This is a genomic window from Thermomonas sp. LB-4 (assembly GCF_036409385.1).
Lineage (GTDB): Bacteria > Pseudomonadota > Gammaproteobacteria > Xanthomonadales > Xanthomonadaceae > Thermomonas.
The window spans coordinates 1-16,076 of sequence record NZ_JAXOFT010000034.1; the positions used below are offsets into that span (position 1 = coordinate 1).

The following is a 16,076-nucleotide window of genomic DNA, read 5'->3' on the forward strand; positions in this document are numbered from 1 at the left end:
ACGGTTCGGAATGGAGAACCCTACCGGCTTGAGGAAAGACAGTTGCTCCTACGGAGGGGTGGGCGTGGGCGTGCGCGCGCTCAGCCCAGCTTCGACAGCCGCAGCTGGAACAGCACCTTGGTCACCAGCAGGCGTTCCTCGATGGGCTTGAGCACCAGGTCGTTGGCGCCGTCGCGCAGCAGCGCAGCCTGGTTGTCGCGGTTGTCGTCGCCGGTCATCATCACCATCGGCAGGCGGCGCTTGCCGTAGCGGAACACGTCGCGGATCTGGTTAAGCAGCTCGCGGCCGCTGAGCGCGCCCTTCAGGTACACGTCGCTGAGCACCAGGTCGGCGCCCACGTCGCCGTCCTTGCGGCCGAAGAACTTGTGCAGGTGCTCCAGCGCGTCCTCCGCGCTGATCACGTGCAGCACCTGCATGCCGTGGCGCTCCAGCATGCGCTTGGTGGCCACCGCCACCACCCGGCTGTCCTCCACGTACAGCACCCGCGCGCCCTCGATCGGCGCCGGGTGCACGTAGCCACGGATGAACGCGGCCAACGCGGTCTGGCCCAGCGACTTGTCGAAATAATCGGTGATGTCCTCGGTGAAGGCGCGCGTCTCCAGCGCCTCCTGCGCATTGCCCGAGATCACGATGACCGGCACGTAGGCCTGCCCCGACGCCTCGCGCACGCTGCGCGCCAGCGCCAGGCCGTCGCCATCGGGCAGCACCAGCGCGGTGGTGACCAGGTCGACCGCGCCTTCTTCCAGCGCCTTGCGCGCTTCGGCAATGCCGGCGCAGGCGATCACCTCGGCGCCGGGCAGCTCCTTCAGCAGCGTGTCGCCCACCAGCTTGCGCACCAGCTTGCTGCCGTCGACCACCATCACCCGCGGCGCGTCGCTGACCACGTGGCGCAGATCCTGTTTGCCTGCCATCTCAATGCTCCCGCGGGCGGGCCTGCCGCAGATAATGCCCGGTGACCAGGCCGGCCCCGAGCCAGCCCAGCAGGCCTGCCCCGGCCAGCACGCCGGCGGCGGCCAGCGGATCCAGACCCTGCAGCGCGAAGCTGCTGCCATAACGCGCGGCCAGCGCGGCCAGCGGCGCCTGCAGCGCCATCCACGCCAGCGTGAGGATGCCCAGCGCCAGCGCGCCTGCGGCCAGTCCGTACCAGGCGCCGAGGTAGAGGAAAGGCCGGCGCACGAAGCCGTCGCTGGCGCCGAGCAACTGCAGCACGCCGATCTCCTCGCGCCGCGACTGGATGTCCAGGCGCACGGTGTTGCCGACCACCAGCAGCGCGCCCAGCCCCAGCAATGCGGCCAGCACCTGCACCACCCGCGCGCCGAAGCCCAGCCACGCCTGCAGGCGCTCGCGCCAGCGCGCGTCGTGCTGCACGCGGTCGGTTTCCGGCAGCGCCTGCGCGGCCTGCACCAGCGCGCGCTCGTCGTTGCGCGGAACCACCCGCAGCGCCTGCGGCAGCGCCGCGCGCGCCGCGTCCTCGCCCAGCGCATCGATGGCGGCAGCCAGGTCGTCGCGCTGGCGCAGCTGCGCCAGCGCCTGCTCCGGTGCGACCCGCTCGACCGAGGCCACGTCGCTGCGCGCGCGCAGCACGTCGGCCAGCGCTTCCGCCTTCGCCGCATCAAGGCCCGGCTGCAGGAATACGGTCAACTCGCGCGCGGCCTGGACCTGCCCGCCCAGCCGCTGCACGTTGCCCAACACCACCCACAGGCCCAGCGGCAGCGCCAGCGCCAGCGCCATCACGCCGATGGTGAGCAGGCTGGCCCACGGCTTGCGCAGCAGCCGGCCCAGGCTCGCGACCACGCTGTAGCCGTGATGCTCCAGCCACGCGCCGGCGCGGCTGGAATGCAGGTTCTCGACGCGCTGGTTGCCGGGCTTAGCCATCGGCCAGGTCCTCCGGGGCGATGTCGTCGGTCAGCCGGCCGTGCTCCAGCACCAGCACGCGCTTGCGCATGCGCTTGACCAGCGCCAGGTCATGGCTGGCGATCAGCACGCTGGTGCCGCGCTCGGGCAGGGAGGCGAACAGCGCCATGATTTCGGCCGAGAGGGTGGGGTCGAGGTTGCCGGTGGGCTCGTCGGCGACCAGCAGCTTTGGTTCGGCCACCACCGCGCGGGCGATGCCGACGCGCTGCTGCTCGCCCGCCGACAGCTGCGTGGGCAGCGCGTTGGCGCGCGCCTCCAGCCCCACCCGGCCGAGGATCGAACGTACCCGCTTGCCGATCTCGGCGCGCTTCATCCCGCGCAGCACCAGCGGCAGCGCGACGTTGTCGGCCACGCTGCGATCCATCAGCAGCTGGTGGTTCTGGTAGACCACGCCGACGCTGCGGCGGTGCGCGGCAATGCGCCCGCCGCGGACCTTGGCCAGGTTGCGCTCGTCGAACAGCACCGCGCCGCGGCTGGGGCGCTCGGCCAGCTGGATCAGCTTCAACAGGGTGCTCTTGCCGGCACCGGAGTGGCCGGTGACGAACAGCATCTCGCCCGCGTCCACGGCGAAGCTCACCTCGGACAGCGCGGGCTGGCCGCCGGGGTAGAGCTTGCTGACGTTGTCGAACCGCAAAACCGGCATGCGTGGAATGAACGATGCGAACGGACGGGCAGTATCGCCCGAGCCGGCGCCAGCGGCCAGCGCGGGCGCGCCGGCTCAGTGCTGCTTGCTGGGCGTGCGGGTCACCAGCGACTTCAGCCCGCGGCCGATGCGGCTGAGCAGCGAGGGCTTGTCGACGACGGGCGTGGCGGCGCCGCCGCCCGACTTGTTCGCCGGCACGTACTTCGGCACCGCCGGCTTGGCCGGCTGCTGCGGCGCCGCGGCCTGTGCCGGCGCGGCGCCCTCGGCGCCCTCCAGCGGACGCCCGCCGCGGCGGCGGCGACGCTTGCGCGCCGGCGCATCGCCTTCGGCCGCTGCCGGCTGCGCCTGCGCCACCGCGGGCTTCGGCGCGGCGGCGGCATCGCCTTCCACGCGGGGCTTGCGCGGCGAGCGTGGGCCGCGACCCTCGCCGCTGCGACGCTCGCTGGAACCGCTGCGCTCGCCGGAACGCGGCCCGCCGCTGCGGCCGCCGCGGCCACCGCCGCGCTTGGCGTCCTCGGCCGCGCGCGCCTCGCGCACTTCCTTGAAGATCTCGCCGATGCTCTCGCCTTCCTCGGCATTGAGCTCCACGCCCTCGCGCGGCTTGCGCGGCAGCGCGGTCATCAGTTCCTGGGTGACCGGCTCGGACGGGATCTTCTGCTCGATGTAGGCCTCGATGTCGGGCAGCGACATCGCGTAGCGCTCGCAGGCGAAGCTGATCGCGTCGCCCTCGGCGCCCAGGCGCGCGGTGCGGCCGATGCGGTGCACGTAGTCCTCGGCATCGAACGGCAGGTCGTAGTTGTAGACGTACTGCACGCCGTCGATGTGCAGGCCGCGCGCGGCCACGTCGGTGGCGACCAGGATCTCCAGCTGGCCGGCCTGGAACTTCTTCAGCAGCGACTCGCGCTTCTTCTGCGGCACGTCGCCGGACAGCACGCCGACGCGGTAGCCGGCCCGCTCCAGCGCGCGCGCGACGCGCTCGACGAACGCCTTGGTGTTGACGAACACCATCGTGCGCGCGCCCTCGCTGCGCGACAGCAGGCCCAGCAGCAGCGGCAGCTTCTCCTCGTCGGCCGGGTAGTACAGCTTCTGGCGCACCCGCGCGGCGGTGATGTGCTCGGTTTCCACCACCAGCTTCTGCGGCTCGTTCATGTGCTCGTAGGCCAGCTCCAGCACGCGGTGGCTCAAGGTGGCGGAGAACAGCAGGGTCTGGCGGGTGCCGCGTTCCGGCATGCGGCGCAGCAGGAAGCGGATGTCCTTGATGAAGCCGAGGTCGAACATGCGGTCGGCTTCGTCCAGCACGCACACTTCGCAGGCGTGCAGGCTGACCACCTTGTGCTGCTTGACGTAGTCGATCAGCCGGCCGGGGGTGGCGATGATCACGTCGGCGCCGGCCTGCAGCAGCTCGCGCTGCTTGTCGTAGTCCACGCCGCCGTACACCAGCGCGAACTTCAGGCCGAGGTCGGAGGCGAACTTCACCGCGTCCTTGTGGATCTGGATGGCCAGCTCGCGGGTCGGCGCCAGGATCAGCGCGCGCGGGTCTTCCGGCTTGCGGTCGGCCAGCGCCGGGCGGGTCAGCAGGCGGTTGATCACCGCGACCAGGAAGGCCAGGGTCTTGCCGGTGCCGGTCTGCGCCTGGCCGGCGACGTCGCCGCCGGGCAGCGCCACCGGCAGGGTCATCGCCTGGATGGGGGTGCAGCGGGTGAAACCCGCGCCTTCCAGCCCGGCCAGCAGGTCGGGGTGCAGGTCGAAGGTGGAAAAGGTGATGTCGGTCAGGGGTTTGTCGGACACGGGGTCTGCCTCGGAAGGTGGCAGGCACACGGGTCCAGAACGCCGCGTTGCACTTCGCCACTTGCATGAATGGAGGGCAGCCACGCAGACTGCCGGGACAATTCCGGGGCTGGTCGTTCCCGGCACGGCGCCCTGGAGAATCCGGCGCAACCTTCCAAGTCTAACACCGGCGCGGCCTGCCGCGCCTCGCAACCCTCTGGAGCCACCATGAGCGATACCGTCCTGCACGCCACCGACGCCGATTTCGACAGCCAGGTGCTGGCCTCCGACCAACCGGTGCTGGTGGACTTCTGGGCGCCCTGGTGCGGCCCGTGCAAGATGATCGCGCCGGCGCTGGACCAGCTGGCCGCCGATTACGCCGGCAAGGCGAAGATCGTCAAGGTCGACGTCGACCAGAACCAGCAGACCGCGCTGAAGTACCACGTGCGCAGCATCCCGATGCTGCTGCTGTTCAAGGGTGGCCAGGTGCAGGCCACCCAGATCGGCGCGGTGGGCAAGGCCCAGCTGGCGCAGATGATCGACAAGGCGCTCTGAGCCCCTTCCTGGCGACGTGCCGGTCGGCGCAATGACCGGCGCCGCCCGTGGCGGCCCCGCCCGCTGGCGCGGCGCGTGCGTTCCGACCCGCGGCGCGCACGCCGGAACGCGCACGATTCCCCGCCGCGATCGCCGGCCTTAACTGAACCGGCCGCCGCTGGCCGCTTGCGCGGCAGGCCGCGGCAGTGCTAGCGTTTCGCTCTATCCGGCGCTGCTCCGTCCCCTCTACGGCGCGCCGCACCCCTTCTGATCCACTCCCGATCCGAACCATTTCCCACGATCCGCCCGCCGCCTGCGGGCGCTCGCAACGCAAGCGAGGTTCCCCCTTGTCCGATACCCCCAACGACGCCAGCGGCGAAGTCGCCGAGAAGCGCGTGCGCAAACCCCGCGTGGCCAAGCCGCGCGCCCCCGAACAGTCCGAAATCGCGCTCCCCGCCGCGACACCCGCGGCCGCTGCCGAGGCGCCACCGGCACCGGCACCTGCGCCCGCGCCCGCACCTGCGCCAACTGCCCCGGCACCGCAGCCGCCCTCCGCTGCCGCCCCCGAGTCCGCGCCGCAACCAGCGCGGAACGAGCAACAGCGCGAGGGCGCCCGCCCGCAGGGCGACGCCGGCGGCCAGGACGACCAGGAAGGCGGCCAGTCCCGCGACGGCGGCCACCGCATGAGCCGCCGCGAACGCTTCAAGAACCGCCGCGACCGCCAGCGCGACCGCCAGCGCGACGGCGGCATGTCCGACGACGGCGGCAACGGCGAGACCTTCGTGCCGCGCCCGCACCCGCAGGTGCCGGAAGGCTTCCCCACCTATTCGCTGGGCGACCTCAAGCGCATGCCCGCCCACAAGCTGCTGGAGATCGCCGACCAGCTGCAGATCAGCGAGGGCGTGGCCCGCGCCCGCAAGCAGGACATCATTTTCGCGATCCTGAAGGTGCTGACCCGCCACGGCGAAGGCGTGCAGGCCGACGGCGTACTGGAGATCCTGCCCGACGGCTTCGGCTTCCTGCGCGCGGCCGAGGCCAGCTACCTGGCCGGCCCCGACGACACCTACATCAGCCCGTCGCAGATCCGCCGTTTCAACCTGCGCACCGGCGACCACGTCTCCGGCCGCATCCGCTGGCCCAAGGACGGCGAACGCTACTTCGCGCTGAACATCGTCGACACCATCAACGGCGAGCCGATCGAGGCATCGAAGAACAAGACCCTGTTCGAGAACCTCACCCCGCTGTTCCCGCGCAAGCGCTTCAAGCTGGAGCGCGGCGACGGTTCGAGCGAGGACATCACCGGCCGCATCCTCGATCTCATGGCCCCGCAGGGCAAGGGCCAGCGCGCCCTGATCGTCAGCCCGCCGAAGGCCGGCAAGACGATGATGATGCAGCAGATCGCCAGCGCCATCACCTACAACCACCCCGACGTGCACCTGATCGTGCTGCTGATCGACGAGCGCCCGGAGGAAGTGACCGAGATGCAGCGCACCGTGCGCGGCGAGGTCATCTCCTCCACCTTCGACGAGCCGGCCGCGCGCCACGTGCAGGTGGCGGAAATGGTGATCGAGCGCGCCAAGCGCCTGGTCGAGCACAAGAAGGACGTGGTGATCCTGCTCGACTCGATCACCCGCCTCGCCCGCGCCTACAACAACGTCATGCCCAGCAGCGGCAAGGTGCTGACCGGCGGCGTGGACTCCAACGCCATGCACCGCCCGAAGCGCTTCTTCGGCGCGGCCCGCAACGTCGAGGAAGGCGGCAGCCTGACCATCATCGCCACCGCGCTGGTGGATACCGGCAGCGCGATGGACAAGGTGATCTACGAAGAGTTCAAGGGCACCGGCAACAGCGAAATCCACCTCGACCGCCGCATCACCGAGAAGCGCGTCTACCCGGCCATCGGCGTGAACCTCTCCGGCACCCGCCGCGAAGACCTGCTGATCGAGCCCGACCTGCTGCAGAAGATCTGGATCCTTCGCAAGCTGCTGCACCCGATGGACGAGATCGCGGCGATGGAGTTCCTGCTCGACAAGATGAAGAACACCAAGTCCAACGACGAGTTCTTCAGTTCGATGCGGAAGTAGGCCGTCGCGCCGTCGATGCAAACGGAACGCCCCGCAGCGATGCGGGGCGTTTTGCGTCGCTGTCGCGGTTCGGACCCGCGGCACATCGGCCTGTCTTCCGCCATCGGAGGTGCGCAGCCCATTCCGCGCGGCCGCCATTCCCAGGGCGTTGCGGGCGTTTTCCCGACTCCACCGCCAAGGCGCCACTCCGCTAAAGTGGATCGTCGCGTCTCGCCCAAGGATCAGCCGCATGCAGCACCTGCCCGCCGAGTTCGAAGGCCGCGCCATTCGTCGCATCTACGACGAAACCCGCGAGATCTGGTGGTTTTCCATCATCGACATCGTTCTTGCGCTGACCGGGACCTCCAATCCCAACCGCTATTGGTCGGATCTGAAGCGGAAACTTGGCCGGGAGTCCGGTTCCGCCCAACCTTACGAAGAAATCGTAAGGTTGAAGCTGGAGGCGCCCGACGGCAAGTTGCGGGAGACCGATTGCGCCACGGCCAGCACCCTGCTTCGCATCGTGCAGAGCATCCCGAGCCCACGCGCCGAACCCATCAAATTGTGGCTAGCAAAGGTCGGCTACGAGCGTATGCAGGAACTGGCCGACCCGTCGCGCTCGCTAGACCGAGCCCGCGAAACCTGGAAGAAGCACGGTCACAGCGACAAATGGATCCAGCAGCGCATGACCGGGCAGGAGACCCGCAACAAGCTGACCGACTACTGGGCCGAACACGGCGTGAAGCAAGGCCGGGAGTTCGCCCTCCTCACCAACATCATTCACGAAGAGTGGTCGGGCGTCAGCGTCAAACAGCACAAGAAGATGAAAGGCCTGCAAAGCCAGAACCTGCGCGACCACATGAGCGAAGCGGAGCTGATCTTCACCGCACTTGCAGAGCTTTCAACACGGCAGATCGCCAAACGCGAGCAGGCCCAAGGCATGCCGGGCAACAAGTCGGCCGCGAAAGCAGGTGGAAGAATTGCCCGTGGTGCGCGTCAACAGCTGGAACACCAGACCGGCAGACCCGTGGTCACCGGCGAAAATTTCCTGCCGCCAGTGAAGAAAAGGCGCCTACCGAAGGCGTGACCGAAAATACAACTGCGGTTCAGAGCGACAACGTTCCCTGATCATGCTGCTGCGACTTGGCCTCACTCAGTTAACACTTCGGTAGCGCGACATCAGCGATATGTCGCTTACCGCTGACAGGAGCGCCCGACCGAGATAAGCAGCGAGTCGATGGGAAAGTTGTCAGCAGCTGGAGATGAACTCCGTCGACACAGAGTCTGCCGTGGCCGAGGCCTTCCTATAAGTTCCAATTCGGCGGCGGCGGGACGGTGACCTCGTAGCCGATGCCGATGGCTTTGAAGTGCTCAATCGCGGCATCAATCCTTGCATTCTCGCTGGGGCGGCGTTTGTTGGGATCGTGCGTGCTCTTGGTTTCCCGGATCATGTAGATGCGGTTTTCACCGTCAGCCTGCCGGATGATGGCCCAGTCGGGATTGTAGTCGCCGACCGGCGTGGGCACCTTGAACTTCGCTGGCAGCTTCATGAAGAGCTTGATGTCTTCGCGGCTGTCGAGCATCTCGGCGAATTGGCGCTCGACCTCCGAATCGTAGACCACATGGTCGAAGTCCGTCTTCTGCGTGTTGCGGATTTCCACCATCCGGTCGAAGAAGCGCTCTTTTTCCTCGAGGCCATCGGCTTGCAATTCACGCAGCTCATAGAACGAGCCGCCGATCTTCTCGTACTGGATTCCGTCAACCACGATTTTCGCCAGCTCGCCTTGGATCACCCGCCGGACCATAGCGATGAAGTCGTTTGGGTTGCCAATGAATTGATCCAGTTTGCCGCTACCAACGACGATGTCCACCAACGTAGCGCGTGTCAGCGACGTGGCTTGCTGCAACTCGGTGATGATGTCCGGGAGGTCGTAGTGGCCCGCCAGCTCCTTGGACTGCGAACTCTTGACCTGGTTCACCGCACCGCCACGCAAGACCTTGATCCCGGCCCGAGTGACCTCGATTCGCAATGGCTTGATGCGCTCCTCGCGGCTTATGGCGTAGACGGCCTTTCCCACAAGTTCGGCTGGATCGACTGTGACGCGGTATGTGGTTCGCTGGCTGATGGCGCCCCAGAATGCCTCGAATTCCGGCGTGGCATACAAGGCCTTGTTGAACTTGCGGGCCTTGCGATCCTTCGCGTTCTTGATGTACTTGCCGATCCTGGTCTCGCGTATGCGCTGGATGATGCCCTGCTCATATGGCTTTAGCGCTTCCGGCAGATCCATCGAGAACCCCGCGGCTTCCGGCGTGAACATCGGCGTGGTCTTGCCGTCGCGCAGGTAGTTTCGTGTATGCAGGTGGTTGAAGATTTCCTGCGACACTCTGTAACCAAGCATTTCGTCGGTCGCCTTGCCGTTGGCATCAAGCCTGGGCAGTTTGGCGAATTCACCCGGCCGCACTTGGCCGATGGCCACGCCTGCCATCTTGTATTCGTTCTGCAGGCTGTCGGCGAACGCGGCGTAACTTTCGTTGGCGATCACCGTCAGCGTGGCAACGCCCCGATCGGCGATGCGCTCATAGCCGCGCTCGGTCTTCGCCACCGGCAAGCGCAGGCCGCGCCCGAGCGTCTGCCGGCGCTCCGTGTCCCTGCCCATTTCGCGCAAGGCGCAAATCTGGAACACGTTCGGGTTGTCCCAGCCTTCCCGCAGGGCGGAGTGGCTGAAGATGAAACGCACCGGCTCTTCCGTATCCAGCAGGCGTTGCTTGTCCTGCATGATGAGTTCATAGGCGTCGTCATCGGCTTTGGTCGTGCCGGACGAATCCTGGAATTCGACTTTGCCGCCTTTCCTCTTCAGCTGCGAGAAATACGCCCGTCGCAACGCGCGCGGCTCCTGCGGCAGCAGCAGCCTGAATTGCTCGGATTTGTTGCGTTCTTCTACGAAGACCTGGTCGAACCATTTGACGAACTCGCCGTTGGCATCCTCGTTGTTCGCGCCATCGCCGAGGAAGCTGGAAACCTTGTCCACGAAGAACAGCGACAGCACCTTGATGCCCCTGTCCCGCACGGCGGCTTCTTTCCTGAAGTGTTCGAGGATGGTCTGCCGAATCATCTCCCTGTAGATCGCGTCGCTCGCCCCGCCGAGGGAGTCACCTTGCAGCAAGGTGCCGTGGTTGCTCAGCTCGACGGCCACGGGGTCGATGCCCATCCCGTTGATGCGCCAGCCGTCGTAAGTCGGATTACCGGTGACCGCCGCCAGATCTGCGTCACGCTTGACCGTCTTTATCGCGCGCGCCACCGAGCCGCTCGCCGTTCGGCAGGAAAGCTCCAGCCTGGCCTTGAACGTGCCGCGCGTGTTCGTGACATCGACCAGCTTCAAGTAGGGCGCGGCATCAGCGCCCTGCTGGGCGACGGAATCCACGACGATCTGCTTGACCAGCCCGAAGTCATGCGCATCCACCGGATCGAGCCGGTAGACCAGGTTGCGATGCTGCTTGTGCGTCGCGCTGTAGCGCAGGGTGAACGCGGGATCGAGCTCGCCGACCGCCGATTGCGACAGCAGGGACTCCATGTTCTGCGGTTCGTCCATGATGACCACCGGGCGCGTGGCCTTCAGGTAGTCGATGGGGCGCAGGCCGTTCAACCGGTCGCGGGCCTGATGGATGATGCGCGTGTTCGCGTTCCCGCGGACCGAATCGATCGTCATCACCAGGATCTGGACGCCGGTTGCCGTGGCGAAGGCTTGCACCTCCTCGGCGCGATCGCCGCGGTAGACGCCGGCATCGAAGGGAAGCGCCGGATACAGGTCGCGGAAATGGTCGCGCATCAGGCGGATGCTGGTATTCACGCCCTCCCGGATGGCGACGGAGGGAACCAGGATGATGAACTTGCCGAAGCCGTAGTGCTGCGCCAGCTCGAAGATGGTGCGCAGGTAGACATAGGTCTTGCCAGTGCCGGTTTCCATCTCGATGTCGAACTCGAGCCTGCCGCCCGCGAGCGACCCGCTTTGTTCCAACCCGTTGCGATCCTGCACGGCCTGCAGGTTGGCCAGGATCGCGGCCTCGTCGAGCACCAGGTTGTTGCCGATGGCGCCGATTTCCTGCGCGGTGTCGACCGCCAGCTGCCCCTCGGCGGTTTCCGCACTCGTGCCGCGCAAGGTGACGGAAAGCTTGTCCGCGTCCTTGGGTTGGCCGTCGAACAGATCCACCACGGCCGCGACGGCGTCGAGCTGGTATTGCTGGCGCGGGTCGAACTGGAAGCCGGTGTTGCCCATGTCAGGCCGTCCGCAATTCGACGCCCTTGGTCCTGGCGTACTGGGCAAGATTGGTTTTCAGCTGGTCGTCGCCCTGGAAGGCGTCTTCCAGCACGATGACCTTGCCGGGAGCGGCATCGACCAGGGCGCGCAACTGCTCCAGCGTGGGCTTGATGCTTTCATCCACGTAAGCCAGCACGCGGTTGTCGCCGACTTCGCGCACGTCCAGTCCGGCGATGGTTTTCGTGACGATGGTTTCGGTCAGCGATAGGCCCAGCTTGAGCAGCAGTTCCGTCAGCAGGTCGTCCTGCGAAGCGTCGTCGTCTGCACTCTCGCGCAGGTCGAGCAGGTGCTGTTCCAGTTGGGTCGGGGTGACTTCGCTGGTGACGCGCCACTTGGCGAAATGGGTGTCGGTCAGTTTGTAGGCGCGGAAGCCGGTGTCGCCCTTGCCGATCTTTTCTCCGGCCAGTTCGATGCGCTTGCGGGAGATGTCGGCAATGGTGGCGAAGCCGGCCTTGCGCGCTTCGGAATCTTCGGGCGTGGGCTCGGGCAGCTGCACCATGATGAAGCGACGGGTGCAGTTGTCTTCGGCGTTGAGTTGCATTACCGCATGGGCGGTAGTGGAACTGCCCGCGAAGAAGTCGATCACCAAAGAGTCATTGTTCGCGGCGACTTGAATCACTCTTTGAATGAGCTCCACGGGTTTTGGAGAGTCGAAAACTTTTTCGCCATTGAAAAATTGACGAACTTCGCGCGTCCCCTTTTTGTTGCCTTCTATGTCAGTCCAAAGATTGGAAGGTCTTTTTTCGCGCCCATCAAGATAGAACTTTTGGTAAGGATGCCAGTCGAGGCTGTTTCCACGCCCCACCTGCTTCCACTCGATAAGCCCCGCTTTTTCCATTTGGCGATAGCGGTCTTGACCACATATCCATCTGCTTTCGTATCCGCTTGGGCCAATGGGAAAAACAAGACTGCCGTCTGGCGCTTCAATACCGTAATGCATGCTTGGTCTATCTTGGCGGCGGTCTTCTCCTCCAGTACGACGAAGCGAGCGAATCAAATATCTTCCTCTTTCGTCAGATTCGTTATAGATAGCGGCATCGTTTTCGCTGAATTCCAGTCCATTTAGAACCGCATCTGAGCTTCTTCGGAATACCAACATGTAGTCAACCATGTTTGTAAATCCGTCAAACCCTCCTCCCGTTGGTGTGCCGGTTGCTCGTGTAATTAGACCAAGGTAGTTGGGTTCACCGAAGACTTCTTTGCCAAGCCTGATGAGGTTATCCACTTCGTTGTCATCTATCGAAATGAAGATGATGCCGTCATCGGTCAGCAGATTCCGCGCCAGCTTCAGTCGCGGATACATCATGTTCAACCAGTTCGAGTGGTAGCGCCCCTCGGTCTCGCTGTTGGTCGAAACCTTCTTGCCTTCCTCGTTCACCTGCCGCGTCCACTCGAGATAGGTGTCCATCCCCTCGGTGAAATTATCCGGGTACACGAAGTCCTTGCCCGTGTTGTAGGGCGGATCGATGTAAATGAGCTTGACCTTGTTGTGGTAGTGCCGCTGCAGGATCTTCAGCACTTCCAGGTTGTCGCCCTCGATGAACACGTTCCGGGTCGTGTCCCAGTCCTTCGAATTGGCGAAGTCGGGCTTCAGCGTTGCCGAGGTGGGCGCTTGCGCAGCGCGCAGCGCCCGCTTCTTGCCGGGCCAGAACAGGCCGAAGCGTTCGCTTTCATCAGCAGTGTCGTCGCCCAGCAGTTCGGCGAGCTTCTTAACGTCGATCTTGCCGTCGGCCATGGCTTCCGGAACCAACTCGGCCAGTTGCGCTGCAAGTTCCATGCGGAAGGCCGGGCTGGCGCCCGGCACGGGTTCCGGCAAATGTTCGAGCGGGGATTGGGGCATGGCGATGCGCAAGGCGATCCTAAAACACAACTTTATATATTGATAAAGTTTAACTTTCCACCTGGCCCCGCGCCTGTTCGTACCGTCGCCGGATGGACAAGCAGCAACGACGCGAGGCGTTCGCAAAACGCTTCATCGCGGCTCTGGAGCGTGAACAGAAGGCGGAACTGAGCGATGGCGAACTTGTCAAGCGACTGGCCCGGCACGGCGTGAGCGTGACCCCTGCGACGGTGGGCAATTGGCGCAACGCCAAGCACATGCCGAAGCTGGAGCAGATGGAAGGCGTGGCGCGTCTGCTCAACATGGATCCGGGAGCGCTCGCATTCGGCGGGCCGCGCATCTCTGAACCGCCCAAGCTATACGCAGCGGCGGACTCGCAGGCTCATGCGCTCATTGAGCGCATCGCGCTGCTGGACGCAAAGGAACGTGCGGTTCTCACCGATCTGGTCGCTCTACTCGAGTCGCGCCGGGTGCGCGCCCCCGGCAAACGTCGCAAGACCTGAGTTCAACCGAGACGCTGCACCCCAGACCACCGCTCCCCCGGCCCCAGCACCACCGGCTGCAACACCTGCCCGGCTTCGACGCAGGCGAAGCGCCGCCATTCGTCCGAGGCGAGGTCCGCGATACGGGCGCACAAGTGTTCGCCCGGATTCCAGACCACCACGTCGCCGAAGCCGTCCTGCTCGATGTCGAGCCGGTGCGCGCCATCCAGCAGCGCCAGCGGTGCGACCACGTCGTTGTAGATGCGGTCGGTCTCCCCGTCGAACGTGACTTCGTAGTCGTGCTGGCGGTGCAGGGTGTCGCCGTTGACGCTGTCTTCGAAGTCGCAGCCCTGCAAGCCTTCGATGGCGGCATGGGCGATGTCGTCCACGCGCAGGTAGCTGTGCAGGGCAGCGGTGAAGGCGAAGGGCGTGGTGCCGGTGTTGCCGATCTCCAGCGCCACCTGCAGTCGTTCGCCGGGCAGGCCGATGCGCAGGCGGGCGAGGAAGGGATGCGGCCAGCCGGCGTCGCTGCCGTCGCCGGACAGCGCCAGCACGGCCTGGCCGCCTTCAACGCCCGCGAATGTCCAGCTGCGGTTGCGGGCGAAGCCGTGCTTGCGCAGCAGGCCGCGCTCGCCGAACTGCGGGAAGATCACCGGGATGCCGCCGCGGATCGCCGTGTTGCCATCGAATACCGCGCGCTCCGACAGGAACAGGCGCTCGCGCCCGTCGGCGAGCCGCCACGACAGGACCTGCGCACCGTGCAGGGAAACCAGCGCAGTGGCGCCTTCGGTCTGGAGGCGGATGCAGGGCGTGCCGCGGAAGGAAACCGATTCGGTCTGCATGCGCGCAGTGTCGCATGCCGGCGCGCTCAGTCCGCGCGCACCCGCCAGGCTTCCGAGAGCGATATCTGGCCGCTGCGCGCCAGCGCTACCGCGGCCTGGGTGATCGGCACCATGCCTTCCTCCATTGCGACGCGGTGGAGGGTGTCGGCCTCGGCGCCGGGCACCACCAGTTCGCGCAGGCGCGGGCTCATCACCAGCAGCTCGTAGACCGCGCGCCGGCCGTGCACGCCCAGGCCCTCGCACTGGGCGCAGCCACGTCCGGCATGGAACACCTCGTCGGCGCCCACGCCCAGCGCCTCGCGGATGCGCGCCGGCACCTGCTCGACCTCGCGGCAGTGCGGGCAGGTGATCCGCACCAGCCGCTGCGACATCACCGCCAGCAGGCTGGCGCGCAGCAGGTAGGGCTCCACGCCCAGGTCCAGCAGGCGGGTGACGGTGGTCGCCGCGGTGTTGGTATGCAGCGTGCTGAGCATCAGGTGGCCGGTGAGCGCGCTTTCCACCGCGATGCCGGCGGTTTCGCGGTCGCGGATCTCGCCCACCATGATCACGTCCGGGTCATGGCGCAGGAAGTTGCGCATCGCGCCGGCGAAGGTGAAGCCGGCAGCGCGGTTGACCTGCATCTGCTGGATCTCGGCGATGTGGAACTCCACCGGGTCCTCGATGGTGAGGATGTTGATGCGCTGCTTGCGCATCTCCAGCAGCATCGCGTACAGGGTGGTGGACTTGCCGCAGCCGGTGGGGCCGGTGGTCAGGAACATGCCGTGGCTGCGCGTCATCACGTCGTCCACGCGCAGCCGGTCGGCCTCGCTCAGGCCCAGCTGGTCGAGGTTCCACAGGCCCTCGCGCGGGTCCAGCAGGCGCACCACCACGCTTTCGCCGTTCACCGTGGGCAGGATCGAGATGCGCAGGTCGACCTTGCCGCCGTTGTCGAGGGTGAAGCTGGTGCGGCCGTCCTGCGGCAGCCGATGTTCGGCCAGGTTCATCGCGCCCAGCACCTTGACCCGGCTGACCGCGGCCGGGTGCAGCGCGCGCATCAGGCTGCGCACCGGCACCAGTTCGTCGTCGATGCGGAAAAGCACGTCGGTGTCGTGCTCGCCAGGGCGCAGGTGGATGTCGGAGGCGCGGCGGGCCACCGCATCGGCGATCAGGCCGTGCACCAGCCGCACGATCGGCTGCTCGCGCGCCAGCCGGTTGGCCTCGGCCTCGCTCTCGATCCCGGCCGCGTGCGGGTCCAGGCCGAGCTGGCGCACGGTTTCGCGATCCTCCGCCAGGTCGTAGCTGTGGGCGATCGCCTCGCGGATGCCGCGTGCGCTGGCCACCATCGGCAGCACGTGGTGGGCGGTGGCGAACTCCAGCGCGGCCATCGCCTGCTGGCTGGTGGGGTCTTCCATCGCCGCGGCCAGCAGGCCATCGTGCAGGCGCAGCGGCACCACCCGCAGCTGGCGCGCCTGCTCGGGCCGCAGCAGCGCCGCCACCTTCGGGTCCACCGCCACTTCGGGCAGCCGCACCAGCGGCAGGCCCAGCTGCTGGGCGTCGCGGTAGCTGCGCTCCTCGGCGTCGTCGCCGCTGGCAAGCCAGTCCGCCAGCGCGATCCCGCCGTCACGTCGCGACGCGAAATTCTTGGTTCATCTCCCAACTCCGGGGAATGCGGCGCGGATCTTGAGGAAGAAGTAGG

General features: G+C 66.5%; 12 protein-coding genes. 4 read left to right on the plus strand and 8 right to left on the minus strand.

What is annotated here, in order from left to right:
- Positions 1 to 80 precede the first annotated feature (80 nt).
- The 4 genes from SPK54_RS12785 to rhlB form a co-directional block, all read right to left on the minus strand.
- A complete protein-coding gene (locus SPK54_RS12785) occupies positions 81 to 911 on the minus strand; it encodes a response regulator (RefSeq protein ID WP_330948272.1) in 831 nt (276 codons plus the stop codon).
- A gap of 1 nt (position 912) precedes the next feature.
- Positions 913 to 1,875 carry a permease-like cell division protein FtsX gene (gene ftsX, locus SPK54_RS12790; protein WP_330948273.1) on the minus strand — a complete coding sequence of 321 codons (963 nt, stop codon included), beginning with the start codon at positions 1,873 to 1,875 and terminating at the stop codon, positions 913 to 915.
- On the minus strand, positions 1,868 to 2,557 hold the full coding sequence (ftsE, locus tag SPK54_RS12795; RefSeq protein WP_330948274.1) for a cell division ATP-binding protein FtsE: 690 nt from the start codon (positions 2,555 to 2,557) through the stop codon (positions 1,868 to 1,870). The genes ftsX and ftsE overlap by 8 nt, the downstream gene beginning before the upstream one ends.
- A gap of 75 nt (positions 2,558 to 2,632) precedes the next feature.
- Positions 2,633 to 4,345 (minus strand): ATP-dependent RNA helicase RhlB, encoded by a 1,713-nt coding sequence (gene rhlB / locus SPK54_RS12800; protein WP_330948275.1) that lies wholly within the window; start codon positions 4,343 to 4,345, stop codon positions 2,633 to 2,635.
- Positions 4,346 to 4,552: 207 nt separating this feature from the next.
- On the opposite strand from rhlB, the gene trxA reads away from it, so the two are divergent.
- The 3 genes from trxA to SPK54_RS12815 all read left to right on the plus strand — a co-directional run bounded on the left by trxA (position 4,553) and on the right by SPK54_RS12815 (position 8,008).
- Positions 4,553 to 4,879, plus strand: coding sequence for a thioredoxin (gene trxA / locus SPK54_RS12805; protein ID WP_330948276.1), 327 nt, complete (start codon positions 4,553 to 4,555; stop codon positions 4,877 to 4,879).
- 326 nt (positions 4,880 to 5,205) lie between these two features.
- Positions 5,206 to 6,942, plus strand: a complete 1,737-nt coding sequence (rho, locus tag SPK54_RS12810; protein ID WP_330948277.1) for a transcription termination factor Rho — start codon at positions 5,206 to 5,208, stop codon at positions 6,940 to 6,942.
- A 229-nt stretch (positions 6,943 to 7,171) separates the two neighbouring features.
- Positions 7,172 to 8,008 (plus strand): BRO family protein, encoded by an 837-nt coding sequence (locus SPK54_RS12815; RefSeq protein WP_330948278.1) that lies wholly within the window; start codon positions 7,172 to 7,174, stop codon positions 8,006 to 8,008.
- 217 nt (positions 8,009 to 8,225) lie between these two features.
- Here the strand turns inward: SPK54_RS12815 and SPK54_RS12820 are convergent, their stop codons facing one another.
- The gene (locus tag SPK54_RS12820) at positions 8,226 to 11,195 is read right to left on the minus strand and encodes a DEAD/DEAH box helicase family protein (RefSeq protein ID WP_330948279.1); all 2,970 of its coding nucleotides are present in this window, start codon (positions 11,193 to 11,195) and stop codon (positions 8,226 to 8,228) included.
- Between the two features lies 1 nt (position 11,196).
- Complete coding sequence (locus SPK54_RS12825; protein ID WP_330948280.1) at positions 11,197 to 13,089, minus strand: site-specific DNA-methyltransferase; 1,893 nt, start codon at positions 13,087 to 13,089, stop codon at positions 11,197 to 11,199.
- 80 nt (positions 13,090 to 13,169) lie between these two features.
- On the opposite strand from SPK54_RS12825, the gene SPK54_RS12830 reads away from it, so the two are divergent.
- The gene (locus SPK54_RS12830) at positions 13,170 to 13,580 is read left to right on the plus strand and encodes a hypothetical protein (protein ID WP_330948281.1); all 411 of its coding nucleotides are present in this window, start codon (positions 13,170 to 13,172) and stop codon (positions 13,578 to 13,580) included.
- A 2-nt stretch (positions 13,581 to 13,582) separates the two neighbouring features.
- Here the strand turns inward: SPK54_RS12830 and SPK54_RS12835 are convergent, their stop codons facing one another.
- Positions 13,583 to 14,401, minus strand: coding sequence for a D-hexose-6-phosphate mutarotase (locus tag SPK54_RS12835; protein ID WP_330948282.1), 819 nt, complete (start codon positions 14,399 to 14,401; stop codon positions 13,583 to 13,585).
- A 26-nt stretch (positions 14,402 to 14,427) separates the two neighbouring features.
- Positions 14,428 to 15,993: a GspE/PulE family protein gene (locus SPK54_RS12840; RefSeq protein WP_330948283.1), complete on the minus strand. Its 1,566-nt coding sequence runs from the start codon at positions 15,991 to 15,993 to the stop codon at positions 14,428 to 14,430.
- Positions 15,994 to 16,076 lie beyond the last annotated feature (83 nt).